This is a genomic window from Cellulomonas sp. zg-ZUI22, from assembly GCF_017353535.1.
GTDB lineage: Bacteria > Actinomycetota > Actinomycetes > Actinomycetales > Cellulomonadaceae > Cellulomonas > Cellulomonas wangleii.
Genome location: NZ_JAFMUZ010000009.1, coordinates 87,620 through 109,993, shown reverse-complemented (window position 1 = coordinate 109,993; position 22,374 = coordinate 87,620). Strand labels below are relative to the sequence as shown.

Sequence of the window (22,374 nt, the reverse complement as noted above, 5' to 3'; positions counted from 1 at the left end):
CCCGGAGACCGCTCGTGGTGCGAGCGTACGCGCCGCATGTCGGGGCGAACAGGGCGAAAACCGTTCAAACCGCTGCCACCTGTCCTGCTGGAGATCGCGTCGGAGCCCTCAGCGTGACGGCTCCCCGCAGGCGTCGGACACCTCCCCGCGACCGGTCTCCCTGTCGGCACGCAGCAACCCACCGATCGGCGCGCGAGGTGCGTTCCGTATCCTGCGTGGCATGGCACTGCGCGCGTTGTTCATCGGTGGGACCGGCATCATCAGCACGGAGGCGGCCCGGCGGGCGGTCGCGGAGGGTGTCGATGTCACCCTGCTGAACCGCGGGCGGTCGACCAAGCGGCCCGTGCCCGAAGGGGCCCGGGTGGTCCACGCCGACGTCCGCGACCCGGAGTCGGTCCGCGCCGCGCTGGGCGACCAGGAGTTCGACGCCGTCGTCGAGTTCACCGCGTTCACCCCGGAGCACGTCCAGGCGGACCTCGACCTGTTCACCGGCCGCACCGGCCAGTACGTGTTCATCAGCTCCGCGTCGGCGTACCAGACGCCGCCCACGCACCTGCCGGTCGTCGAGTCGACGCCGCTGCGCAACCCGTTCTGGGAGTACTCCCGCGACAAGATCGCGTGCGAGGACCTCCTGGTCCGCGCGTACCGCGACACGGGCCTCCCGATGACGATCGTGCGCCCGTCGCACACCTACGACGCCACGCTCGTGCCGATGGACGGCGGCTGGACGGTCGTCGACCGGATGCGCCGCGGCCTGGAGGTCGTCGTGCCCGGGGACGGGACGTCGCGGTGGACGATCACGCACAGCGCGGACGTCGCGGTCGGGCTGGTCGGGCTGCTGGGTCGCGAGGAGGCGATCGGCCAGGCGTTCCACATCACCGGCGACGAGGCCCCGTCGTGGGACCAGATCTTCCGCGCGATGGCCGCCGCGGCCGGCGTCGACGAGCCGCGGCTGGTGCACGTCGCGTCCGACGCGATCGCCGCCGCCGACCCCGAGCTGGGCGCCGGGATCCTCGGCGACAAGGCGCACACGATGCTCTTCGACAACACGAAGATCCGGCGGCTGGTCCCGCAGTTCTCGCCCCGCATCCCGTTCGCGCAGGGCGCCCGCGAGATCGTCGCGTGGCACGACGCCGACCCCGCGCGCCGGGTGGTCGACCCGCAGTTCGAGGACCTCACGGAGCGCCTGCTGGAGGCCTACCGCCCGCGCCCCCTGTGACGGCTCAGCCGCTGGGCTGACGGTCCACGGCGTGGCCGGGGACCAGCGCCCCGTCGACGACGCCCGTCGACGGCGCCCGTCGACGACCACGGGGACGGACGCCGACGACGCCCAGATCGTCACAGTTCGCCCTTTCCCAGCTCGGGCGCACGGTCGATAGTGGGTACGACCGGTGCACCGCGACGTGGGAGGTGCCGTGCTGACGTTCGATCTCATCCGTGCGTCCGTCCACCCGGACGGGCCGATCGAGGATCACGGCGGCGACGGCCCGATCCCTCGGACCGGCTACGGCGACCTGCGCGTCGCGTACCTCGACGCGCTCGACCTCGTCGAGGGCGGCGTCGACGCCCTCGCGGCGGACGTGGCGGCGGAGGACGCGGTCCAGGCGGCGGTCCAGCGCGACCTCGCTCTGGATCCGAACGGCGAGCGGTGGTCATCGAGCTTCGCCGAGCCGCTCGCGTTCGCGGGTGGGGCACGCCAGGTCGTGCGTCAGCTCGAGATCTGCAGCGCCGCCGTCGCGGAGTCGGCCGCCCGGACACCCGCCGACATCCCGCGCTTCGTCTGCGGGCTGTGGCCGGATCCTGTCCCCGCCGCGCGGTCGTTCGCTGCCGGGGACGGTGTCGTCGTGCTCGTGAACACCGGGCTTCTGGCCGCGCTGAGGATCGTCGTGCAGACGGCCGCCTCCAGCATCCGTACGCTCACGGGGCTGCCCGACCGGTGGGTGGACGGTGACCTCCCGCTCGGCTACCAGTACGGCGCGATGAGCGACCTCCTCGAGCGCTGCCGGGAACGCCGCGACCTTCGCGCCGAGCCGATCCAGGTTTCGATCCACACCGGCCGCGCCGACCTCTTCCGCCGACACGCCATGCTCTCGGCGTACTGCCAGGTGATCGCGCACGAGCTCGGGCACTGGGCGCGGCGGCGGCCCGGACCTGACGACACGTGGCTCGACGACAACCCGGCGTTCCAGCGCGCGGCACGGGTCACCAGGGCGGACCAGTGGGCCGCGCCGATCGACGAGGTCGACGAGGTCGCCACGTCGAACAGCGAGAACCACGCCGACGCGGTCGCGTGCGAGATCCAGACGCGTCCGCCGCTCGGACCGGGGTACCCGTCACCGAGCCAGGTGATCGGTGCGATGGCGCCGTGGGCGCTGCACTCCGGTCTGTGGTGGGCGGAAGCCGCGCACACGGAGGATCACCTCGGATGGACGCACCCCTACCCGGAGCTGCGGCTGGGGCTGACCGGGCTGCGGCTCGGGCAGCCTGCTTCCGAGCTCGCGAACCTGCGCGCGTCGCGTCCTCGCCCCGTGGCATCCGATCCACCCGCACGCGGAACGCCCGCTGACATGGCCATGAAGTTCCAGGTCTGGTGCGAGGCGATGCTCGACATCGCAAGGAATCGGGAGATCGCGCTCGAGCGGGGCCTCGAGCACCGCACGTCGACGCTGGACCGCTTCGCGATCGAGCTGCGCCGCGGACTCGGCGAGCTGTCATGAGCGACGCCGGGCGGAAGTGGGGGCCGATCGGTGTGGACGAGTGGGTCGCGGGAGCGTCGGCCCTGGAGCTCCGGCTGCAGGGGCAGCGGGTCCTGCTCGTGGGGCCGTGCCCGGGCTGCGGGCACCAGATCGACCGGGACATCACGGCGGCGGCCGGTGTCGGCCTCGTCAAGGGCTCCGCACCGGAGCGGGTGTCGGTCGCCTGCAACTGCGGCCGGCACCACGCAGGCCGAGCGGCTGATGCCCGTCCCGCAGGCTGCGGGGCCGCCGGCGCCATCCGGCTCGAGGCCCGATGAGCACCACGCCGCCTCGAGATGACGGGCGCGGGCCGGCCGACGGGCTGCGCGTCGTCGGTGTACCGACCGAACCGGGTGACAGCGAGGTCGACGCGTGGGCAGACGCGGCGGTCTCGGAACGGCTGCCGCGTCTGCGCGCGGTCGCCGCGGAGTGGCAGAAGACGGTGGGCACCGTGGCCGGCCTCCTGGGAGCCGGAACACTCCTCAACGCCGACACGGCGGTGGGGTCCCTCTCACCGGCCGCCCGCAACCTGTTCGCGCTCGCCGCGGGCATCGCGTTCACGGCCGCCGCCGCGTCCATCGTCCTCGCGAGCCTCGCCGCGCAGCCCCGGATCCAGGAGATCCCACCGGGGGTCGTCGCGCGCCGAGCGGCCCGGGACGAGGCGTTCGTCTACGCGCGCCGGCGCCTGGTGGCATCCAGGTGGTGCGCGGGGATCGCGCTCGTCGCGCTCCTCGCCTCGTTCGGGGTGCGGTGGTACGCCTGAGGTGCGCCCGCCTGCGCGATCCCGCGCCAGGCGACGATCACCACCGGTAGCACGACGACCGCCCAGCCGTGCACGCGGCGCAGCACGGGCTGCGACCGCCCCGCGCGGTACAGCACGACGTTGACGAGGAGGACGGCCGCCACGCCGACGAGCGCCGCCCACAGGAGCGCCGTGCCGAGGCCGTCGAACGTGCCGTTCACCCCGTTGGTGGCGTCGTCGAGCAGCAGGACCACGCAGAGGCCGAGCGGCCCGAGGGGGCGCGTGCGCTCCTCGCCGTCGGCGGACCGGGTGCGGCACACCGTAGCGCCAGAGCCCGATCGAGACGGCCTGCGAGACGGCGGTGCAGGCGTCTGCGTCCTCGGATGCAACCGCCGACCTTCCACCGTCCGCCCGGCCGGGGGTTCATCGCCTTCTGCGTCACGTTCAACGTCGTCATGACCTGGGTGTTCAACCGGACCGGGCAGAGCCTGCCGATGGCGAGGCGGACCTGATCGACCGGATGCACCTCGTCGTGGTGCCGGTCCTGCTGGGCCGAAGCGAGCGGCTGTGGGACGGTCTGGAGGGTCTCGACGGGCGCTTCGGCATCGAGGCGACCCCGTCGCCGTCCGGCGTCGTCCACCTGGCCTTCGCGCGTCGCTAGGTACCCACCGGCCGAGGGTGCTAGCCGGACGCGTCCTGGTCGAGCGGGTGCGCGAGGGCCCGGTCCGCCCACCCGGTCGCTGTCAGCGCCGCGGCGGCACAGCCCGGCTTGCGTCGCGCCTGGTCCTGCAGCAGGCCCACGAACGAACGGGCGAAGCCCAGCCGCGGGTACGCGGCGACGAGGTTGTCCCTGAAGGTGGTGTCGAACGCCTCCAGGCCGGTCCCGGAGACGTCCGCGCTGGTCCCCACCTGCAGCAGCCGGCTCTCCACGTCGACGTCGTGCGAGACGTCGCCCCGCATGTGGAGGACGATCACCTCCGCCGCCCGGTCACGTCGCTCGGCCGGCCAGCCGAGCCCGGCGGTGAGGACGCGCGCCAGGTGCCCGCCCGCCTCCTCGAAGGCGACCGTGTGACTGTCGAACGGCGGCGTGAGGGCCAGGTCGTGCAGCATCGCCGCGACGAAGAGCAGCTCGCGGTCGAACGCGAGGCCGCGAGCCTGCGCCCAGGCGGCACCGAAGACGTACGACCGCACGCAGTGGTGGTGGAGCGCGGGGTCCGCGTACTCCGCGCAGACGGTCCACGCCGCGTCCGCCGCCCGCCCGGCGGGAAGGTGCACCCCGGCGACCTCGACCGGCATCGCGGAGCCCGTCCGCACGGCGTCGCGGCCCGCGACCCGCGCATCGAGGTCGACCTCCTCGGCGGTCTCCACGACGACGACGGTGAGGTCGGTGACCGCCCACGTCTGGTGGACCTCGCCCGGTTCCCACAGCACGACCGTGCCGGGGCCGACGGGCTGACGGGGCTCCTCACCGACCTGCACCTCGCCGCGCCCGTGGACGACCGCGAACAGCTGACGCCGCACCGCGGGGTGGCGTCCGAGGGTCCCCCCGGCCGCGATCCTCGCCAGGTGCACCGACGTGCCACCGGTCCTCGGCATGAACCGCATGGCGACGCCCACGCTGTCGAACGAAGCGATCTCGTGCTCGGGCAGGTCGAGGAGTCGCATGTGCTCATCGTGGCGGGGACCGGAGCTGCTCGCCTCTCTGCCGTGAATAGCACCAGAGAAGATGCGTGCGCAACCCCACCCACTCCCGGCCGACCGACATTCCGCGGCCCGGTGGGGCGCCATAAAGTCGGGATCGGCGAACAGCAGGTGTTCGCATCTACATCTCAACCAACGAGAGGAGTGAGCAATGAGCACCTACGCAACCCCGCAGCTCACGCGGATCGGGTCGTTCAAGTCCGTGACCAAGAGCCTCGGCAAGGCGCCGCACAACGACATCTTCCGGCGTCCCGCGGTCTTCGTCATCTACGTCTGATGACCTGCTAGACCGATTGCAGGTGCCAGCGCGAATCGTCCTCGTGCGATTCGCGCTGGCACTTCGGGTTCACATCGCCCGCGCGCACAGGAGTGCATCGTCGCGCGTGCGTCGACTTCATCAGGAATTCTTCTCGCAATTTCGGAGGCAGGATGTCCATCGTCGTTCTGCCTGACCGCCCCGTTCCGCCCGACCTGGCAGCCGCTCTCGCGGCACAGGTCGGCAAGGTGCTCTTCCGTCATCCGTCGGGGAACGCCTGGCTCGTCGGGGACACCGGCGGCCGGCGTGTGGTCAGTGCGCGCGTGCGCGACCTCGACGTCGTGGTGACCGGTGACGACGCCCACGGGACGGACGAGCGGTCGCTGCGTTCGTGGCTCGAGGGCGCGACGTCCGTCGACCGGCTCGACGCCGGACGCCTCACCGAGGGCGACGTCGTCCTGTTCGCCCGCTCGCACGGTCGTATGCGGTCGCAGGCACCGCTGTTCCTGACCAGGTCGCTGTGCTGGACCATGGTCGCCGGCGTCCCCGTGATCAGTGACGAGCAGCTGACGCTCCAGCGGCTCGCGGAGCTGCGACCGGACCCGGCGGTCCTCGCGAGCCGGCTCACCGACGCCGAGATCTCGCTCCCCGTCGGGCTGCGCAGCATCTGGGCGGGCGTGCACTCGTTGCGCCCGGGCGAGTGGTGGCACTCGCTCGGGTCGGACGCGCCGCGCGCGGTGCGCTGGTGGAGCCCGCCGGCACCGGACCGGTCCCTCGAGGAGCTCACGGACGTGGCCCGGGACGCCATGCGTGCCGCGCTCGCGACGCGGACCGACCACCGACGCGACCTGAGCGCTGACCTGTCCGGCGGGCTCGACTCGACGACCCTGAGCTTCTTCCTCGCGGACAGCGGCCGACCTCCCCACCACACCCTGTTCCTCAGCTCGCAGAACGTCGCCAACGGTGACCACGTCTGGGCGGAGCGCGCGGCGTCGGAGCTCGGGACGAACCACCTGGTCCTGCCCTACGACTCGGTGCTGCCGCGCCTCGTCGACGCGACGACGGGCACGCTCGTCAACACTCCCGAGGGGCCGAGCATCGCGTCCGTCTCCGCGGCGGCCGTCCCGATGCTGGAGGACGCCCTGGCGGGTACCGGATCGTCGTTGCACCTGAACGGGCACGCGGGGGACGCCCTCTTCGGCCCGGTCACGACGATCCTGTGGTCGTTGCTGCGCTCGGGGGCCAAGGGGCGCGTCCGGCAGGTCTGGCGGCAGCGGCTCGCGAACCGGTACCCGGTGGTCGGGACCCTCCGGACGCTGGCGCAACGGGGGACGTACGCGGACGACCTCGCCCGGGTCGCGCGTGCCGACTTCGACAGACCGGAGTCGGAGCTCGCGGACTTCTCGCGATGGGTCGCGATGCCGCGGGTGCACCCCGCGCTCACGGGCGTCGCCCGGGACCACCTCCGGGGGCTCGCCGCGCAGGAGATGGCCGAAGGGCGGGAACCGTACTCGCCCGACCGCACGACACACCAGATCGTGCAGTACCTGTCGGTCCACGGCGCGGACGTGCGCCGGATCAACCAGGCGCGGACACCCGGCGCGGGCCTCCTCTTCGACAGCCCGTACCTCGACCGCAGGATCGTCGACGCGTGCCTCGCGCTGAGCATCGACGACCGCGCCCGTCAGTACCCGGTCAAGCCCTTGCTGGCGGCAGCACGCCCGGCAGGGATGTCGCTGGACTACTTCACGCGGGCGGACAAGGGCGACTACTCGGCGGAGGTCTTCTCGCACCACCGCGCCGCCGCGCCGATGCTCCGTGAGCTGTTCTCCTCCGGGTCCGCCCTGGAGGACCTCGGGCTGATCGACCCGGGCCGGATCATGCGTGCGGTCGACGGGTACTCCGTCGACGGCGCGGAGTACCGCGACCTCGATCAGATCGCATTCACCGAGCGATGGCTCCGGTCGCTCGCGGACCCGCCACCGTCTGGCGCGCGTGCACGTACACGAGAGGGTGAGCTGACATCGTCCGGCTGAAGGATGGACTCCAGATCGTCGAGGTCGAGGAAGGTCGGGTGCTGCTGGACACGCACAAGGGCGTGTACTGGCACCTCAACGAGGCGGCGATGACGTTCGTCGACGAGCTGGCCAAGGGGGTCGCCGTCGACGACTACGTGCGCGCGGTGGCCGGGCAGACCGGCACCGACGAGGCACGTGTGCGTGCCGATCACCTGCAGCTCCTCGCCGAGTTCCGCAAGGCGAAGCTCGTCACGGACGGGCCGGCATGAGCGCCCCGGTGCTCGCCGAGCTCCGTGAGCGGATCGGATGGCGTCGGTCGCTCGTGGCGCGGCTCGCGACGGGCCCGGCGTTCGTGCTCGCGGCGCTCCCTCCCGCGGTGATCCGCCGCGCCCTGGTGGCGGTGACCGCGGGCGCACGACCGGCGAACGCGGCCGACACCGCACGGTGGCGCACGGACGTCAACAGCGTGAGCCGCCGCTGCGCAGGTCAGGGGTGTCTGCAGCGCTCGATCGCCGTGGTGCTGCTGGCCCGCCTGCACGGCAGCGCCCCGACCTGGCGCACGGGGTTCCGTCCCGACCCGTTCGTCGCGCACGCGTGGGTCGAGGCGGACGGGGCGCCGGTCGGCGAACCGCCCGCGGTCGCGCACTTCCACACCGTCCTGACCGTGTCCCCCACGGCTGACGCCGAGCGCAGCCGCCGATCCCCCTCCTGGAGAGCATGATGACCGCAGCACGCGTCATCGACGAGCCGCAGACCCCCACGGAGTCGCAGCCGGCTCCGCCGGCCGAGCGTCGTGCCGCGGAGGGCCCCCCGGGCATGGGCGACGTCCTGCGCCTCCTTCGCCCGTACCGCGGCCGAATGACCCTCGCGTTCGTGCTGGGTAGCGCGAGCACGGTGTTCGCGGCCCTCCAGCCGCGCGTGGTCGCGTCCGCGGTCGACGGGTTCGACGGCGGCATCCGTCCCGTGACGATCGGCCTGCTCGTCACGCTCCTGATCCTGAGCGCGGTCTTCACGAACGCCCAGCAGCTGGTCATGGAGCGGTCCGGGGAGCTGTTCGCGTTCCACACGCGTGAGCGCGTGATCCGGCACCTGTTCACGCTGCCGATCGGTGTCCTGGAACGGCGCGAGCGGGCCGACCTGGTGTCCCGGGTGACCACGGACACCAGCCAGCTGCGCATGGTGATGAGCTCCGGGATCGTCGAGCTCGCGACGAGCGTCGTGGCGGTCCTGGTGTCGGTCGTCATGATGGCGCTGATCGACTGGGCGCTGCTGGCCCTCGCGGTCGTCACCATCGTCGTCGCGCTCGTGGTGATCGTCGTGATCGGCCGCCGGACCGCACCGGCCGGGCTGCGCCTGCAGACGGCGATGGGCACACTCGCAGGGGCGGTGACGCGCGGGCTCGGGTCCATGCGGACGATCCGCGCGACGGTCTCGACGGACCGTGAGGTCGACGTCGCGGTGGGAGAGGCCGACGCGGTGCTGAAGGCGGGCTACGCCGCGGCGACCCTGCGCGCCGCGATCCAGACGTTCGCGGCCGTGACGATCCAGGCGCTGCTGCTGGCGATCATCGCGGTCGGTGCCATGCGCGTGGCCGCCGGGACGCTCACGGTGGGCGACCTCAGCGCGTTCATCATGTACCTGATGCTGATGGCGGCGCCGATCACCCTGTGCGCGGGCATCTTCGCGCAGCTCGGCGAGGCGTTCGGTTCGCTGCACCGGGTGCTCGAGGTGCAGGCGATCGAGGGCGAGCGCGACGTGGACGTGCCTCCGGGGATGCCGCTGCCGGATGCGTCGGCGCCCGCGGCGTTCGAGCTGGTGGACGTGTCGTTCCGGTACCCGCAGGGTCCGGACGACGAGGCACCCGGGGACGACTGGGTGCTGCGCGGGGTGTCGATCCAGCTGCGCGCGGGGGAGACCACCGCGGTCGTCGGCCCGTCCGGCGCGGGGAAGTCCACGCTGTTCGCCCTCCTGGAGCGGTTCTACGAGCCGACGCAGGGTTCGGTCCGCTTCCGCGACGAGGACGTGCGCCGGCTGTCGCGCGTGGAGCTGCGCCGTCAGATCGCCTACGTGGAGCAGGACGCGCCGGTCCTGTCGGGGACCGTCCGGGACAACCTCGTCCTCGGCGCCCCGGGAGCGAGCACGGACCAGTGCATCGACGCGCTGCGCCAGGTCAACCTCCCGCGGGCCGGCGACGCGGCCGCGTTCCTCGCGTGCCAGGTCGGTGAGGGGGGTGAGCTGTTGAGCGGCGGTGAGCGCCAGCGGCTCGCCATCGCCCGTGCGCTGCTGGCGGACTCACCGGTGCTGCTGCTCGACGAGGTCACGTCGAACCTGGACAGCAACAACGAGCGGATCGTCCGGGACCTCGTCGCCTCGGTCGGCGGACGGAGCATCGTGGTGATCGCGCACCGCCTGTCGACGGTGGTCGCCGCGGACGCGATCATCGTGCTGGACCAGGGGCGTGTGGTCGCGCAAGGTACGCACCGCGAGCTGATGGACTCGTGCCCGCTGTACCGCGAGCTGGCGGGCAACCAGCTGCTCGCGTGACCCCGCGTGTCAGCGGGTCTCGTGCAGCAGCCCTGCCTCGTGGGCGAGGACCGCGAGGTGGGTGCGGTCCTTGACGCCGAGCTTGACGAACATGCGCCGGAGGTAGGTGCGCACGGTCTCGGTGCTGAGCACGAGCTGGTCCGCGATCTCCTGGTTGCTGCACCCACGGGCCACCAGCCGGACGACCTCGAGCTCGCGCGGGGTGAGCAGCCGCCCGACGAACGTGTGCGGACGGGCGGGGCGGGGCGGGGCGAGCTGGCGCAGGAGCCGGGCCGTGACCTCCGGGGCGAGGTGGGCGTGGCCGGCGTGCGCGGTGCGCACGCCGGCCAGGACCTCCTGCGGCGAGGCGTTCTTGAGCAGGAACCCGGAGACCCCCAGGCTCAGCGCCTCGTGCACGTAGTCGTCGAGGTCGAAGGTCGTGAGCATGACCACGCGCACGTCGGGCACGTCCTGGAGGATCTCGCGCGCCGCGTCGAGGCCCGTGCGACGCGGCATCTGGACGTCCAGGAGCGCCACGTGGGGCTGGTAGGCCCGCACGAGGCGGACGGCCTCGTCGCCGTCCCCCGCCTCGCCCTCGAGACGGAAGCCCGGGGTCCGTTCGAAGAGCTTGCGGTAGACGCCCCGGAACGACGGGTCGTCGTCGGCGACGACGACGCGGATGGACGGTTCGGTCATAGCACGCAAGTATCCCGGGCCACGGCCGGCCGACGGTGCCGGATCGAGGTGGTCTAGCATCCGTCGCATGCCTGGCTCTGCGCTCGCGGCGCCGTCGCCGCACGAGTCGTCGGCGCTGGTCCGGTGGTCGGTGAACGCGGTCGCCGCGGTGGTCGTCCTGGGTGTGTTCTGGCTGCCGCCCGCGATGGGCGCGGACGACCCGTGGCATCGCGCGGTGGGGCTGGCGCTCGCGGCGTTCGTCGGGGTGGCCATGCTGGTCAGGGAGCGGCTCCCCACCCTCGTCGTGGCGGGTGTCGGGCTCGCGACCCTGGGCGCGATGGCGCTCGGGGTCACGGAGGACTTCATGCTCGCGGTCGCGTGGTGCCTGTACCCGTTGGCGGTGCGTCGTGCCGCGAGCGCACGCCGGCTGGTGATCGGGCTCGTCGCCGTGCTGCTCGTCGTCGTGGCCGTGTCGGGTGTCCCGGACGACAGCCGGCAGGTGGCGCAGTGGATGGTCCTGTCGGTGGCCGCGCCGGGCGTGGCGTGGTTGCTCGGCACGGCGGTCGGCCGCCGGATCGAGGCCGCGGCCGAGGCTGCGCGGGTCGCGGCGCGGCTGGAGGTCGCGCGTGAGGTCCACGACGTGGTGGGTCACGCGCTCGGCCTGCTGGGTGCGGAGGCCGGGGTGGCCCGCTCGTTGCCCGACGCGGACGAGGACGAGCTGCGTGAGGCGCTGGCCGACATCGAGGTCCGGGCCCGCGGCACGCTGGAGGAGGTCCAGGGCCTGGTCGGCGCCTTGCGGACGTCGTCGTCGGACGCGCCCGACCAGGGCGGGCTCGCGTCCCGTCTGCAGGAGCTGGTAGCGCGGACGCGTGGTGCAGGTGTCCACGTCGAGGCGCTGATCGAGGTCGACGAGCGGGTCGACGAGGCGACGAGCCTCGTGGTCTTCCGCATCGTCCAGGAGGCGCTGGCCAACACGGTGCGACATGCGCCCGGCGCCCCGTGCACGGTGGTGGTCGGGTCGGACGGGTCGCACGTGAGCGTGCGTGTCCGGGACCGGGGTCCGGGCGCCGGGGGCACAGAACCGGGATTCGGCCTGACGGGGATGCGTGAGCGCGCCGCCCTGGTGGGGGGCACCGTGGACTGGGCGGACCACCCGGCGGGTGGGTTCGAGGTCCTTGCCCGCCTGCCCACGACTCACCAGGTGTCTACTTCCGGGTGACCCGGGCGCCGGTGCGGTGCGGACAGGATCGAGACGTCCTTCCCGCACGTCTGTGAGGTCCACGTGATCACGATCGAGCACCTGTCCAAGCGGTACCGGCAGTCCATGGCCGTCGACGACGTCACGTTCACCGCGGTGCCCGGCCGCGTGACGGGGTTCCTCGGTCCGAACGGCGCCGGCAAGTCGACGACGCTGCGCATCCTGCTCGGCCTGAGCTCTGCGACGGGCGGCACGGCGACGATCGGCGGCCGGCGGTACGCCGAGCTGCGGGACCCCCTGCGGACGGTGGGGGCCATGCTGGACGGCGCGGGTGCGGTCCCGGAGCGTCGCGCGGTCGACCACCTCCGGTGGATCGCCCAGTCGAACCGGATCCCGCGGTCGCGGGTCGACGAGGTGCTCGGACTCGTGGATCTCGAGCGAGCCCGGTCGCAGCGGGTGCGCACGTTCTCGTTGGGGATGGCGCAGCGTCTGGGGATCGCCGCGGCGCTGCTCGGCGACCCGCAGGTCGTCGTCCTCGACGAGCCGACGAACGGCCTGGACCCCGCGGGGATCCGGTGGATCCGCACCCTGATGCGCGAGTTCGCCACGCAGGGGCGCACCGTGCTGGTCTCGAGCCACCAGATGGCGGAGATGGCGGACACGGTCGACGACCTGGTGATCATCGACCGCGGTCGGGTCCTCGTGCACGGGACGCTCGGCGAGGTGGTCGCGGGGCACCCCTCGCTCGAGGACGCGTTCTTCGCCGCACTGGCCGCGGGCGCGGCCCGGTGAGCGCGCTCGTGGCGGTCGTGCGTTCCGAGCTGACGAAGATCATCACGCTGCGCAGCGTGTGGCTCACGCTCGGTGGCGTGCTGGCGCTCCAGGTGCTCGTGGGTGCGACGTCGTTGTCCCTGTACTCCGACGCGGTCGCCGCCATCACGCCCGACGGGATCATCGAGATCTTCGTCGGGCAGCCGCAGGACGCGGAGCAGGCGATGCTGGAGAGTCTCGTCGCGTCGTCGCTCGAGATGTGCATCTTCCTGCCGGTGGTGGCGGCGGTGATCGCCGGGCAGGAGTTCCGCGGGCGTCAGCTGCGCACGAGCATGCTCGCGGTGCCCGCGCGCGGGCACCTGGTCGCCGCGAAGCTCGGCGCCGCCGGCATCTTCCTCCTCCTGCCTGCGTTGCTGGTCGCCGCGGTGTCGACGCTGTTCACCTGGCTCGCGGTGCGGCAGTGGCAGCCCGGGCTCGTCGTGAGCCAGGCCGCGTTGTCCGCGCAGGCCCGGTTCGTCGTCTTCGCGGTGGCGCTGTGCCTGGTGACGTACGCGGTCACGCTCGTCACGCGCAGCGTGGTGATCGCGGTGATGGTGGCGGTGGTCCTGACCGCCGTGGCGATGTCCCAGGCCCTCGCGCCGACCCTGGACCGCTGGCTGCCGGTCAGTGCGGGTCGCAACCTGCTGCTGGACCCCGTGTCCACGCCCGACCTGACGTCGGGGCCGACGCTCGCGGTCGCGGTGCTGGCGACGTGGGTCGTCGTGCTCGGGATCGCCGCGGGTGCGGCGTTCACCCGCCGGGAGGCGCCGTGAGCGCCGTGCTCGCCGCGGAGCTCACCAAGGTCCGCACCCTCCCGTCGGCGTGGGCGGTGGTGGGCGCCGCGCTCGTCGCCAACGTGCTGCTGGCGGTGCTCGCGCGCGACGACACGCTGCGCCTGGCCGGGGCCGACGGCGGGATCCCGCTCGGCCAGGTCGGCAGTCTCATGCTCGCGCCGGTGTACGTCTTCGCAGCGCTCGGTGCGATCGCGGCGGGGAGCGAGTACACCGGTGGGCAGCTGCGCTCGAGCCTGCTCGCGACGCCGGACCGCGCCCGGTCGTTCCGCGCCCACCTGGCCGTGGCGGCGGGCCTGAGCGCAGCCGCCTCGCTCGTGGTCGTGACGCCGGCATACCTCGTCCAGCACGCGGGTGCCCTGGGCGCGGGCACGCTCGGGCCACGTGATGCCGTGACGGCGGTGCTCGCGCTGGTGAGCGCGTACACGCTGGTGTCGGTGCTCGCGTTCGGGTTCGCGGTGCTGGCTCGTGGCGCGGTGGTGCCGCTGGTCGTGCTCGTCGTCGCCGCCCTGCTCGTCGCACCGACCCTGCGCGGTGCGCTGCCGCAGGTGATCGCGCTTCTCCCGCAGGACGCGGCGCTGAGCGCCGTCGGGACGCCCGAGGGCCCCGACGCGTTGACGCGTGGGGCGGGTCTCGGGGTCCTGACGGCATGGGTCGCCGCGTGCGTCGCGGCGGCGTACGTGACGTTCGCGCGACGTGATACCTGATGACGCGGGGCTGCGGGGCCGTGGCTAGTGCACCGCACCGAGCCGGATGGCGATCGCGACGAGTGCGTCGCGACCTGCACCTCTCGGGAGGTCGAGCTTCGCGCTCACGTACCGGATGTGTGCGTCCACGGCGCGTGCGGTGAGCTGTCGCCGTCCGGAGCTCAAGGCGGTCGCGATCTGCGACGACGTCGGCAGGGGGGGCGCTGAGCGACCCTGCGAGGCGGGGGCGGCACAGCTCTCGCAGCACCCGGTGATAGGTCGATCCCGGGTCGAGCAGCACGCGCGCGGGCGCCTCCCGGCAGACCGGCTGGTGCGCGAGGACCCGGCGTGGCTCGGGCCCGAAGATCGTGACCATGGAGCCGGAGGGGGCGTTGGTCGGCCCGATCTGTGACAGCTCGAAGGGGACGGGGACGCGTCGGCGGCCCGGTTCGACGACGAAGTACTGGTACAGGTCGTCCATGTTGACGATCCGGATCGGCTGCTGGTCGGAGAGGTTGCTCACCGACCAGTAGCCGCGGCCCGCGGTGATCTCCGCCGTGAAAGCGGGAGTGCCGTCGTCCTCGATCCTCAGATGCAGGTCGCACCTGCTGCACCGGCAGACCCCGACCGATGCCGACTGCCCGGACCTCACCGTGAGCTGCCGTGCGGGCTGTCCCGCCACGCACGGTGCCTGGATCGTTATCTGGTCGTCCTCCATGGCAAAACGCCCCCCCTGCTGCTGTGCTCCGGTCGCGGGTCGTCAGCGACTGCCGCGCCTCTCATCGTGCGAACTGACTGGCACAGCAAAGCACGCACCTCGGACATGAGGGACATGTTTCGGCGCGGTCGGAAGCGCCCGGTCGCACCGGCACCGGCGGGTCGCGCGCGGACACGCTCGGCCCTGCGGCGACGAGTGCGGCCGACCCGAGGACGACCGGGTCATCAGGGAGGTCCGCGCAGGTCAGGGGCCTGGCCTGCCGGGATGCCCTCGGCGCCGTGAGGCAGGGCGACGACCTGGGGCGCACGTTCGCCTCACCCACCCACGTCAGCGGTCGGTGAGGAGCGCGGTGACCCACACCAGCGGCGCGTTCCAGCGGATGCAGACGTCGTTGGTGACCTCGGAGGTCGGCTCGTCGAGGTAGCAGAGCTGCGGCGGCAGGCCCCGCAGGCGCTCGTCGTACGGGAAGTCCGGTGCGGGCACGCTGTTCGCGCCGCCCGCGAGGGCTCCGGGCGGGGGTGGCGGCAGCGTCGGGTCGAGGTCGTGGCCGAACTGGCGGGTGCGCTGGTGATGGCTGTGGTCGGTGCCGTGGCCGGTGACGTAGCTCTGGCCCAGCGCGTTGCGGCCGAGCAGGTAGTCCGTGCCGGTCGCGACGGCGTCGAGGTAGGCCGTGTCCCCGGTGACCAGGTGGGCGACGCCGAGCACGACGAGGTTGTTGAGGATCCGCCCGTTCGACCCCCACGCCCAGCCCGCGGCCGGTGCGTAGGGCTGGCCCCACGGCTGCCGCGACTGCAGGTCGAGGAGGCGGTCGGCACCGGCCCGCAGGCTGTCGACCACCCGGTCGTGGTCGGCCAGCCCGTGGCCGTGCAGCGCCAGGTCGAGGCGGGCGGGCGCGCCGACGGCGTCGTAGTCGAAGCCGGCGGTGTCGAACGGGTCGGCCGCGTGCACGGGGGAGCGCAGGATCGCGGCCTCGTAGCCGGGGTCGCCGGTGGCCAGCCACAGCTCGGTGGCCGCCCAGTAGACGTCGTCCGCCACGTCGGCGTCGTCGTAGGGCCCGCCGCCGTGGCACGCGTGGTCGTCCGGGGCGAGCAGGTCGGGATGGCGTCGGGCCGCGGCGTACGCCGACCGTGCGGCGTGCTCGAGCCGGTGCGCGTACGCGGGGTCGCTCGAGCGGAGGTGCCGCGCACCGGCTGCCGCAGCGGCCGCCAGGTGCAGTGCGGCCGTGGTCGAGGGGCGGTGCAGCACGCGTTCGGTCGGGTCGAGGTGCGGCAGGCCGGGCAGCGGCGACCACGTCGTGCCGTGGACGCGGTGGAACGCCAGGCCGGCCAGCGGGCGTCCGGCCGGCACCTGCATGCGCAGCAGCCAGTCGAGCTGCCAGCGGCACTCGGCGACGATCCGGGCGTCGCCCGGCCGGACGTCGAGCGCTCCCAGCAGCTGCCACACGGCGATCGCCCCGCTGGTGACGTACTTGCCGTAGTCCCCGGCGTCGTACCAGCCGCCCGACACGTCGTAGACGCCGTCGTCGTGCCAGCCCGGGTACAGCCGCCGGGCGTCGGGACCGGTCCACGCCGGCACCGCGGTGTCCGGGTGGCCCGCGGGCCGCTGGTACCCGGGGACGTCGATGTCGGCGCCGGACCGCAGGAGGGTGAAGAAGCGCAGGGCGTCGTCGTGCAGGGACGCGTGCAGCCGGGCGCCCACCCGGAAGCGGTGGCTGTGCTCGACGCCTGCTCGCAGGTGGAACGTGCCCTCCGGGAGGCCGCGGAGGTCGAGCACGTGCACCGTGAGCCCGGACGTCGGGTCCGGGCGCACGGGCCACGGCTGGGACACGCCCTCGCGCACCACGACGTCGTCGTCGCGCACGACCGTGAACCCGACGGGCTCCGCCTCGTCCGTGACGAGGGTCGCCTGCATGGGCCGGCCCGGCAGGTAGCCGAGCTGGTTGACGCGGACGGCGGGCCGCCGCGCGAGGACGTCCTGCACGGACCAGGTGATCCTGAGGTCGTCGACGTGCTCCGACACGCGTGCCCCCGATCCGTGCGACAGGGGAAGCGTGGCGCACGGACCAGGCACCGTGGAAGGTGCTGACGTCCCCAGGGCCGGCCGAGTGCTGCACCTTGCACCGCATCGACTGGGGGGCGCGGGTGGCGTGACGACGCGAGGCGCCACCGTCACCCGTGCGGCGGAAGCCCGCTCAGCGTGGCGCGCGCCGCGGTGGGGTGGCCCCTAGGCTCTGGCGCGACCTCAGCGGGACGGGCCGCGTGCCGCGCCTCCCGGCCGCGGCACGGACCTCGGAAGGACCCCATGCACAGCACGCCTCCCGACGGACCTCGCGCCACCGCGGGTGGCACCGGCGCCACCACGACCGGTGCCGGGGTGGACCGTGCCGACACCGACGGTTCGTCGCCCGTCACGCCGAGCCTGCTGTTCGGCTCGGCGGCCGACGGGAGCGTCGGGGAGGTCCGTCGGCGTCCCGCGCTCCTGCTGCCGGTGGCGCTGGCCTTCGTCGCCGCGGCGCTGGTCGGCGCGGTCGGCGTCGTCGTCCGCGCCTGGACGACGCCGACGCTGCTGAACGACGGCGTCCTGGTGCACGCGGCCGAGTCGGGCGCGGCGGAGCTGACGTCGTTGCTGCTGGGTGTCGTCGCGGGCGTGCTCACCGTCGCGGCACTGGGCGGCGTCGTCCTGGCGGCCCCGGCCGTCGCGTTCGACCGCGCCCTCCGCGTGCGGGAGGTCGTGCGTGAGCTCGCCCGCCGGTGGGCCGTGCTGCTGGTGGGCCTGGTCGGGCTCTCCCTGGCGACGCTCGTCCCCGTGGCTCTGGCCGTGCTGCTGCCGATCCCGCTCGCACCGTTCGTCGTGGTCCCCGCGCTGCTGGCGGCTGTGCTGCTCGTCGCCGGCGGCGCCCGCGTGGCCGTGGCCGCCCTGCTGCACGGGGTCGGCCTGCGCACCGCCGCGCACCGGGTCCGCGAGCTGCGCCGCTGCGATGCCGCCCGCGCGCAGCTCCGTCGCGGACGTGTCCTGGTCCTGGCGGTCATCGCGGTGGCGGCAGCCCTGGTCGTGGCGGTGAGGTGGCTCACGGCCGACGCCGACGGCCTGGTGTGGACGGCGGCGCGGGACGTGCTGCAGGCCGTGGTCGGCTCCATCGCGCTGACGGTGGCAGCCGCGGGCCTGACGTGGGCCCACATCAGCGCGACGTCGGTCGCCGAGCGGCAGGGGGTGCCGCCGCTCGCCTGGCGCGGCGTGGCACGCGTGACGGGCACGCTCGCACGTGGGGAGCGGGGGCGCGCAGCCGGGCCGGGGTGGTCCGCGGCAGCCGGCTGGGCGAGCGCGGCCGCGGCCTGGGCGCTGGTGCCGTTGCTCGCCGTCGCCCCGACCCTGCCCCAGGTCACCCCCGCCCTGCGCCCGCAGGTCCTCGCGCTGCGCGACTTCATGGCTGCCCCGATGACCGTCGGCACCGCGGACGGGGTCCTCGTCCTCGAACACGTCGACCGCGGCATGGACACGTTCCTCTGCTCGCCGGAGGAGGGCTGCGAGCACGGTCGCGGCATGGCCGAGAGCGGCAGGTTCCAGTACGCCGCGGTCGCCGCGGACCCCGACGGTCCCGGCGTCGTCATCCTCGCCGGGGTGCTCCCCGACGACGGGGCGACCGCGCGGTACGACCTCGTCACCTGTGCGCCGACCGACTGCACGGACCCGGACCGGCGGACGACCCAGGTGAGGATCGCGGAGGAGTCGGCCAGCCACAACCCGGCGCTCCACGCGGTGGCGGCACGCGACGGCGCCTACGCGGCCGTCCACCCGGTCGGCGGCCCCCGCGACCAGGAGCTGGCGCTGACCCTGTGCGCGACCGCCCGGTGCCCTGAACCCGTCACCGTCCCGCTCGGGCCGACCTCCGGGGACGACGTCGTCGACGTCGAGATCGCGCCCGACGGCACCGTGTGGGTGCTGCGTTCCCAGGGAGCGGTGGTCCACCTCGCCCGGGTCGAGCCGGGGGGCACCGCCGTCACGGACGTGCAGGTGCTGGAGCCGGACACCGAGCACGACTCCCTCTACTACGGGGAGGGGGACGACTACCGGTACTCGCGCGTGCTCGCGCTCGCGGTGCGCGGCGACGGCCGTCCCGTCGTCCTGCACCGTGACCTGTCGGACGGTGGGCTCGAGCTGCTGGGCTGCGCCGACGCCGCCTGCGCGACGACGACGTCGTCGCGACTGCCCGGCGGCGCCGCCCGGGGCGCGGAGCTCGTCGTCGACGGCTCGGGGCGGCCGCTGGCCGCGACCGTGGACCCGGGCGTGCAGCTGCACGCCTGCACGGACGACGCCTGCTCGGACGTGCGGTCCGCTCTGCTGTCCACGTGGACCCCACCGAGGTCGTCCAGCGAGTTCGTGCCGTTCCTGGCGAACGACGCGCAGGACCGTCCCGCGGTCCTCGTCGAGCGGCAGCTCGCGGAGGCCGTGGTGGTCTACTGCAGGGAGCCGCGCTGCGGGTTGTAGCCCGCGCGGGGGCGGCCTCGCGGCCGGACAGGTGCCGCGCTCACCGATCCGCAAGGTCGTCGATCGCCCGGCAGGTGAGCTCCATCTCCACGTCGCCCCCGTGGCCCTCCGACTCGACGACGTGCAGCTCGCTGCCCGGCCACGCCTGGTGCAGCCTCCACGGTGTGACGGCCGGGCCGCTGATGTCGCGACGCCCGTGGACGAGCACGCCCGGGATCCCCACCAGCTCGGCGGCGCGTGCGAGGACGCTGGCGCTCCGGGGGAGGAAGCAGTCGTGGGCCCAGTAGTGCGTGACCAGGGTGGCGAAGTTCTCCCGCTCGCGGGGGTCGTCGTGCAGGGGCCCGGGTGCCCAGCCCGGGTCGAGCGAGATGTGGGTCGACTCCCACGCGTCCCACGCGTCCGCGGCCGCGGACCGCACGGCCGGGTCGGGGTTACGCAGCAGGCCCGCGTAGTGCTCGACGACGCGCTCACCCGCCGGCGTCGTCGCCGCGAACCGCTCCCACGCCTCGGGGAAGACCCTTCCCACGCCCTGCGTGATCCAGTCGATCTCCTCGCGGCTGCCGGTCGTCACTGCCGTGAGCACGAGCGCGGTGACGCGGTCGGGATGGGCCAGCGCGTAGGCCAGCGCGAGCGTCGACCCCCACGACACGCCGTGGACGAGCCACCGGTCGATGCCCAGGTGGGTGCGCAGCGCCTCGATGTCGGCGACGAGGGTGGGGGTGGCGTTGTCGTCGAGGTGGTCCAGGTCGTCGATCGCCCACGGGGTGCTGCGTCCGCAGCCGCGCTGGTCGAGCCCGACGACGAGGTAGCGCTCGGGGTCGAACCGGCGACGGTAGCCACCGGCGCCGAGACCGCTGCCGGGGCCGCCGTGCAGGTAGAGGGCCGGACGGCCGTCGGGACTGCCCGACGTCTCCCAGAAGAGACGGACGTCCCCCGGCCGGCTGATCCACCCGGAGTCGAACGGGGCGAGGGGAGGGTGCACCCGGCCACGGTACGGGCGCCGGACCTGTTCCCGGGCGCGGTGCCCCGTCGCTTCGACGAGCACCGGCTCGCACCGCGGCCGGCAGGGGCTCGTCACGTACGACCGGTGCGGTCCCGCCAGCGGGCCTGCTTCGCGCGGTTGCCGCAGATGCTCATCGAGCACCACTGGCCGGTGCGGGAGCGGGACGTGTCGTAGAAGCCCCAGCGGCAGTCGTCGGCGGCGCAGACCTTGAGGCGTGACCAGGTCCCGTCGGCGAGGGATGCCGCGACCGCCGACACGATCCGTCCGTAGACGGCGTCGGCGCCTGTCCCGACGGGTCGGAGGGTCGGTCCGTCGGACGTGAAGCGCACCGTCAGCCGGGAGCGGGTCGCCGCGGCGTCGAGGGCCTCGATCGTCTCGGTCGGCAGCGGCGCGCGGTCGTGGTTGGCGAGCAGGGCCGCGCGCAGCGCCTCGCGGAGCCCTCGGCCGAAGCGGAGGTCGGCGGCAGTCGCCTGGGAGGTGAGCCCGTGCCCGCTCGCCCACGAGGCCCACGCGTCCGGATCGCGCATCAGGTCCGCTCCCGACTCGATGTCGAGGGTGTTGACGAACGCGCGCACGATCTCGAGCTCACCCGGAGCAGGCGTGACGGGAGAGGACGCGGGCACACCGGAAGAATAACTGCCATTGCGGCGACGATGGTTGGTCCATAACCTCTGTCAGTGTGACGGTGGTTACCAGCGCGTGGCGGGTCCCGGCGTTCCGGCGCGTCTGGGGCGCCGGGGCCTTCTCGGGCCTCGGGGCGGAGATCGGCGAGCTGGCGGTCCCGGTCCTCGCCGTGGTGACGCTGGGAGCCTCCGCCTCCGAGCTCTCGTTCGTCCGGGCCGCGCTGCTGACGCCGTACCTCGTCCTCACGCTCGCCCTGGGTGTGCTCGTCGACCGCGTGCGGCGACGGCCCCTGATGATCGGCGCCGACCTCGCCCGCGGCCTGCTCCTGGTCGCGGTGTGCGCCCTGGCGGTGAGCGGCCGGCTCACGGTGCCGATGCTCGTCGTCGCGGCCGCGCTGATCGGGTCGCTCACCGTGCTCTACACCTTGGCGGACTTCTCCTTCCTGCCGCTCGTGGTCGAGGACCGCGCGCTGATCGACGCGAACGCCCGCATCACCGCCACCCAGTCCGTCATCGGCGTCGCCGGCTCGGGGGCGGGCGGCCTGCTCGTGCAGGCACTGACCGCTCCGATCGCGATCGCCCTGAACGCGCTCGGGTACCTGCTCTCGGGCGCGTTGCTCGCGCGCGTCCGGGTGCCCGAGCCCCGGCGTCCGAGCGCTCCGCGAGATTCCGCGCTCGCCGAGCTGAAGGTCGGCCTGGCCGCGCTGTCGCAGCACCGGATCCTGCGCGCGCTGGTCGCCGAAGCGGGCCTGTGGAACTTCGGCAACGAGATCGTCCTGCTCGCCCTGACGGTCCTGGTGCTGCAGACGTTCGGGTGGGGGCCCGTCGTCCTCGGCACCGTGATCATGGCCGTGGGTGTCGGTGCGGCCATCGGCAGCGCCCTCAGCCAGCGACTGACCCTCCGGTTCGGGTACGGGCGCTCCCTCGTCGTGGCGATGCTGGTCGGGAACACCGCGCCCCTCGCGGGGGTCGTCGGCGCCCGGGAGCCGAGCTGGCCGGCGCTCGCCGGCCTCACCGTGGCCTTCGTGGTGTCCGGCGTCGGGATCGGGGTCGCCAACTCCCAGGCCGTCAGCCTGCGCCAGCTCGCCGTGGCGCCGGAGCTCCGCGGTCGCGTCAATGCCACCTACCGCCTCGCGTCGTGGGGAAGCCTGTCCCTCGGGGCGCTCGTCGGCGGCGTTCTCGTGACGAGCCTCGGCCCGTGGCTCGCCGCCGTGATCGGCGCCCTCCCGATGGCCCTCGCGAGCCTGCCCGTCGTCACCTCCCCGGTCAGGCGGATGCGCCGGATCGAGGAGGTCGTCCCCGGGGAGGCAGGGTGCTGACACGTCAGTGGCGTGGGTGACGGACCCTCCGACGACGCGCTGTGCGGCGGGCAACCGCCGTCGAGACCCGACGATCCGGCGGTGACAATGC

At 73.7% G+C, this 22,374-nt stretch carries 23 protein-coding genes; 17 read left to right on the top strand and 6 right to left on the bottom strand.

The genetic code is table 11. The features are described 5' to 3' along the window. Positions 1-220: 220 nt before the first annotated feature. The 4 genes from J1G43_RS17735 to J1G43_RS17720 all read left to right on the top strand — a co-directional run bounded on the left by J1G43_RS17735 (position 221) and on the right by J1G43_RS17720 (position 3,498). Positions 221-1,219 carry an NAD-dependent epimerase/dehydratase family protein gene (locus tag J1G43_RS17735; RefSeq protein WP_207378968.1) on the top strand — a complete coding sequence of 333 codons (999 nt, stop codon included), beginning with the start codon at positions 221-223 and terminating at the stop codon, positions 1,217-1,219. Between the two features lie 196 nt (positions 1,220-1,415). Then, complete coding sequence (locus J1G43_RS17730) at positions 1,416-2,717, top strand: hypothetical protein (RefSeq protein WP_207341851.1); 1,302 nt, start codon at positions 1,416-1,418, stop codon at positions 2,715-2,717. Next, positions 2,714-3,013 carry a transposase gene (locus tag J1G43_RS17725; RefSeq protein ID WP_207341852.1) on the top strand — a complete coding sequence of 100 codons (300 nt, stop codon included), beginning with the start codon at positions 2,714-2,716 and terminating at the stop codon, positions 3,011-3,013. Before J1G43_RS17730 ends, J1G43_RS17725 begins: the two co-directional genes overlap by 4 nt. Then, positions 3,010-3,498: a hypothetical protein gene (locus tag J1G43_RS17720; RefSeq protein ID WP_207341853.1), complete on the top strand. Its 489-nt coding sequence runs from the start codon at positions 3,010-3,012 to the stop codon at positions 3,496-3,498. Before J1G43_RS17725 ends, J1G43_RS17720 begins: the two co-directional genes overlap by 4 nt. Here the strand turns inward: J1G43_RS17720 and J1G43_RS17715 are convergent. Beyond that, positions 3,405-3,797 (bottom strand): hypothetical protein, encoded by a 393-nt coding sequence (locus J1G43_RS17715; protein WP_207341854.1) that lies wholly within the window; start codon positions 3,795-3,797, stop codon positions 3,405-3,407. The two genes, J1G43_RS17720 and J1G43_RS17715, sit on opposite strands and share 94 nt — an antisense overlap. A 63-nt stretch (positions 3,798-3,860) precedes the next feature. Between J1G43_RS17715 and J1G43_RS19470 the strand changes: the two genes are divergently transcribed. Both J1G43_RS19470 and J1G43_RS17710 read left to right on the top strand, forming a co-directional pair. Continuing rightward, positions 3,861-3,989, top strand: a complete 129-nt coding sequence (locus tag J1G43_RS19470; RefSeq protein WP_256439598.1) for a hypothetical protein — start codon at positions 3,861-3,863, stop codon at positions 3,987-3,989. A gap of 8 nt (positions 3,990-3,997) precedes the next feature. After that, positions 3,998-4,138, top strand: a complete 141-nt coding sequence (locus tag J1G43_RS17710; protein ID WP_242635968.1) for a hypothetical protein — start codon at positions 3,998-4,000, stop codon at positions 4,136-4,138. 20 nt (positions 4,139-4,158) lie between these two features. Here the strand turns inward: J1G43_RS17710 and J1G43_RS17705 are convergent, their stop codons facing one another. After that, positions 4,159-5,142, bottom strand: a complete 984-nt coding sequence (locus tag J1G43_RS17705) for a cupin domain-containing protein (protein WP_207341855.1) — start codon at positions 5,140-5,142, stop codon at positions 4,159-4,161. Between the two features lie 187 nt (positions 5,143-5,329). On the opposite strand from J1G43_RS17705, the gene J1G43_RS17700 reads away from it, so the two are divergent. The 5 genes from J1G43_RS17700 (at position 5,330) to J1G43_RS17680 (ending at position 9,996) form a co-directional block, all read left to right on the top strand. Then, positions 5,330-5,455 (top strand): lasso RiPP family leader peptide-containing protein, encoded by a 126-nt coding sequence (locus J1G43_RS17700; protein WP_207341856.1) that lies wholly within the window; start codon positions 5,330-5,332, stop codon positions 5,453-5,455. 152 nt (positions 5,456-5,607) lie between these two features. Further along, positions 5,608-7,470 carry an asparagine synthase-related protein gene (locus tag J1G43_RS17695; protein WP_207378967.1) on the top strand — a complete coding sequence of 621 codons (1,863 nt, stop codon included), beginning with the start codon at positions 5,608-5,610 and terminating at the stop codon, positions 7,468-7,470. A 38-nt stretch (positions 7,471-7,508) separates the two neighbouring features. Further along, positions 7,509-7,721 (top strand): PqqD family protein, encoded by a 213-nt coding sequence (locus J1G43_RS17690; protein WP_207341858.1) that lies wholly within the window; start codon positions 7,509-7,511, stop codon positions 7,719-7,721. After that, positions 7,718-8,173 (top strand): lasso peptide biosynthesis B2 protein, encoded by a 456-nt coding sequence (locus J1G43_RS17685; protein ID WP_207378966.1) that lies wholly within the window; start codon positions 7,718-7,720, stop codon positions 8,171-8,173. Before J1G43_RS17690 ends, J1G43_RS17685 begins: the two co-directional genes overlap by 4 nt. After that, positions 8,173-9,996, top strand: a complete 1,824-nt coding sequence (locus J1G43_RS17680; protein ID WP_207341860.1) for an ABC transporter ATP-binding protein — start codon at positions 8,173-8,175, stop codon at positions 9,994-9,996. Before J1G43_RS17685 ends, J1G43_RS17680 begins: the two co-directional genes overlap by 1 nt. Positions 9,997-10,005: 9 nt before the next feature. On the opposite strand, the gene J1G43_RS17675 is transcribed toward J1G43_RS17680, so the two are convergent. Then, the gene (locus tag J1G43_RS17675; protein WP_207341861.1) at positions 10,006-10,671 is read right to left on the bottom strand and encodes a response regulator transcription factor; all 666 of its coding nucleotides are present in this window, start codon (positions 10,669-10,671) and stop codon (positions 10,006-10,008) included. 67 nt (positions 10,672-10,738) lie between these two features. On the opposite strand from J1G43_RS17675, the gene J1G43_RS19465 reads away from it, so the two are divergent. The 4 genes from J1G43_RS19465 to J1G43_RS17655 all read left to right on the top strand — a co-directional run bounded on the left by J1G43_RS19465 (position 10,739) and on the right by J1G43_RS17655 (position 14,156). Further along, positions 10,739-11,869, top strand: a complete 1,131-nt coding sequence (locus tag J1G43_RS19465) for a sensor histidine kinase (RefSeq protein WP_207341862.1) — start codon at positions 10,739-10,741, stop codon at positions 11,867-11,869. Positions 11,870-11,932: 63 nt separating this feature from the next. Further along, positions 11,933-12,640, top strand: a complete 708-nt coding sequence (locus J1G43_RS17665) for an ABC transporter ATP-binding protein (protein WP_207378965.1) — start codon at positions 11,933-11,935, stop codon at positions 12,638-12,640. Beyond that, on the top strand, positions 12,637-13,431 hold the full coding sequence (locus J1G43_RS17660; protein ID WP_207341864.1) for an ABC transporter permease: 795 nt from the start codon (positions 12,637-12,639) through the stop codon (positions 13,429-13,431). The genes J1G43_RS17665 and J1G43_RS17660 overlap by 4 nt, the downstream gene beginning before the upstream one ends. After that, complete coding sequence (locus tag J1G43_RS17655; RefSeq protein WP_207378964.1) at positions 13,428-14,156, top strand: hypothetical protein; 729 nt, start codon at positions 13,428-13,430, stop codon at positions 14,154-14,156. Before J1G43_RS17660 ends, J1G43_RS17655 begins: the two co-directional genes overlap by 4 nt. 1,024 nt (positions 14,157-15,180) lie before the next feature. Here J1G43_RS17655 and J1G43_RS17650 read toward each other — a convergent pair. Continuing rightward, complete coding sequence (locus tag J1G43_RS17650; RefSeq protein ID WP_207378963.1) at positions 15,181-16,872, bottom strand: glycoside hydrolase family 9 protein; 1,692 nt, start codon at positions 16,870-16,872, stop codon at positions 15,181-15,183. 282 nt (positions 16,873-17,154) lie between these two features. On the opposite strand from J1G43_RS17650, the gene J1G43_RS17645 reads away from it, so the two are divergent. Continuing rightward, entirely contained in the window at positions 17,155-19,338 is a 2,184-nt protein-coding gene (locus J1G43_RS17645) for a hypothetical protein (protein ID WP_207378962.1), read from the top strand. Positions 19,339-19,378: 40 nt separating this feature from the next. Here J1G43_RS17645 and pip read toward each other — a convergent pair whose 3' ends face one another. Further along, positions 19,379-20,320 (bottom strand): prolyl aminopeptidase, encoded by a 942-nt coding sequence (pip, locus tag J1G43_RS17640; protein ID WP_207378961.1) that lies wholly within the window; start codon positions 20,318-20,320, stop codon positions 19,379-19,381. Between the two features lie 92 nt (positions 20,321-20,412). Continuing rightward, entirely contained in the window at positions 20,413-20,964 is a 552-nt protein-coding gene (locus J1G43_RS17635; protein WP_207378960.1) for a CGNR zinc finger domain-containing protein, read from the bottom strand. Positions 20,965-21,020: 56 nt separating this feature from the next. Between J1G43_RS17635 and J1G43_RS17630 the strand changes: the two genes are divergently transcribed. After that, positions 21,021-22,283, top strand: coding sequence for an MFS transporter (locus J1G43_RS17630; protein ID WP_207378959.1), 1,263 nt, complete (start codon positions 21,021-21,023; stop codon positions 22,281-22,283). Positions 22,284-22,374 lie beyond the last annotated feature (91 nt).

Coding starts and splice junctions, on each gene's coding strand:
- J1G43_RS17685 (WP_207378966.1), top strand. CDS start 7,718: ATGAGCGCCCCGGTGCTCGCCGAGCTCCGTGAGCGGATCGGATGGCGT.
- J1G43_RS19470 (WP_256439598.1), top strand. CDS start 3,861: ATGCAACCGCCGACCTTCCACCGTCCGCCCGGCCGGGGGTTCATCGCC.
- J1G43_RS17725 (WP_207341852.1), top strand. CDS start 2,714: ATGAGCGACGCCGGGCGGAAGTGGGGGCCGATCGGTGTGGACGAGTGG.
- J1G43_RS17710 (WP_242635968.1), top strand. CDS start 3,998: ATGCACCTCGTCGTGGTGCCGGTCCTGCTGGGCCGAAGCGAGCGGCTG.
- J1G43_RS17695 (WP_207378967.1), top strand. CDS start 5,608: ATGTCCATCGTCGTTCTGCCTGACCGCCCCGTTCCGCCCGACCTGGCA.
- J1G43_RS17735 (WP_207378968.1), top strand. CDS start 221: ATGGCACTGCGCGCGTTGTTCATCGGTGGGACCGGCATCATCAGCACG.
- J1G43_RS17720 (WP_207341853.1), top strand. CDS start 3,010: ATGAGCACCACGCCGCCTCGAGATGACGGGCGCGGGCCGGCCGACGGG.
- J1G43_RS17680 (WP_207341860.1), top strand. CDS start 8,173: ATGACCGCAGCACGCGTCATCGACGAGCCGCAGACCCCCACGGAGTCG.
- J1G43_RS17675 (WP_207341861.1), bottom strand. CDS start 10,671: ATGACCGAACCGTCCATCCGCGTCGTCGTCGCCGACGACGACCCGTCG.
- J1G43_RS17705 (WP_207341855.1), bottom strand. CDS start 5,142: ATGCGACTCCTCGACCTGCCCGAGCACGAGATCGCTTCGTTCGACAGC.
- J1G43_RS17700 (WP_207341856.1), top strand. CDS start 5,330: ATGAGCACCTACGCAACCCCGCAGCTCACGCGGATCGGGTCGTTCAAG.
- J1G43_RS19465 (WP_207341862.1), top strand. CDS start 10,739: ATGCCTGGCTCTGCGCTCGCGGCGCCGTCGCCGCACGAGTCGTCGGCG.
- J1G43_RS17645 (WP_207378962.1), top strand. CDS start 17,155: ATGCACAGCACGCCTCCCGACGGACCTCGCGCCACCGCGGGTGGCACC.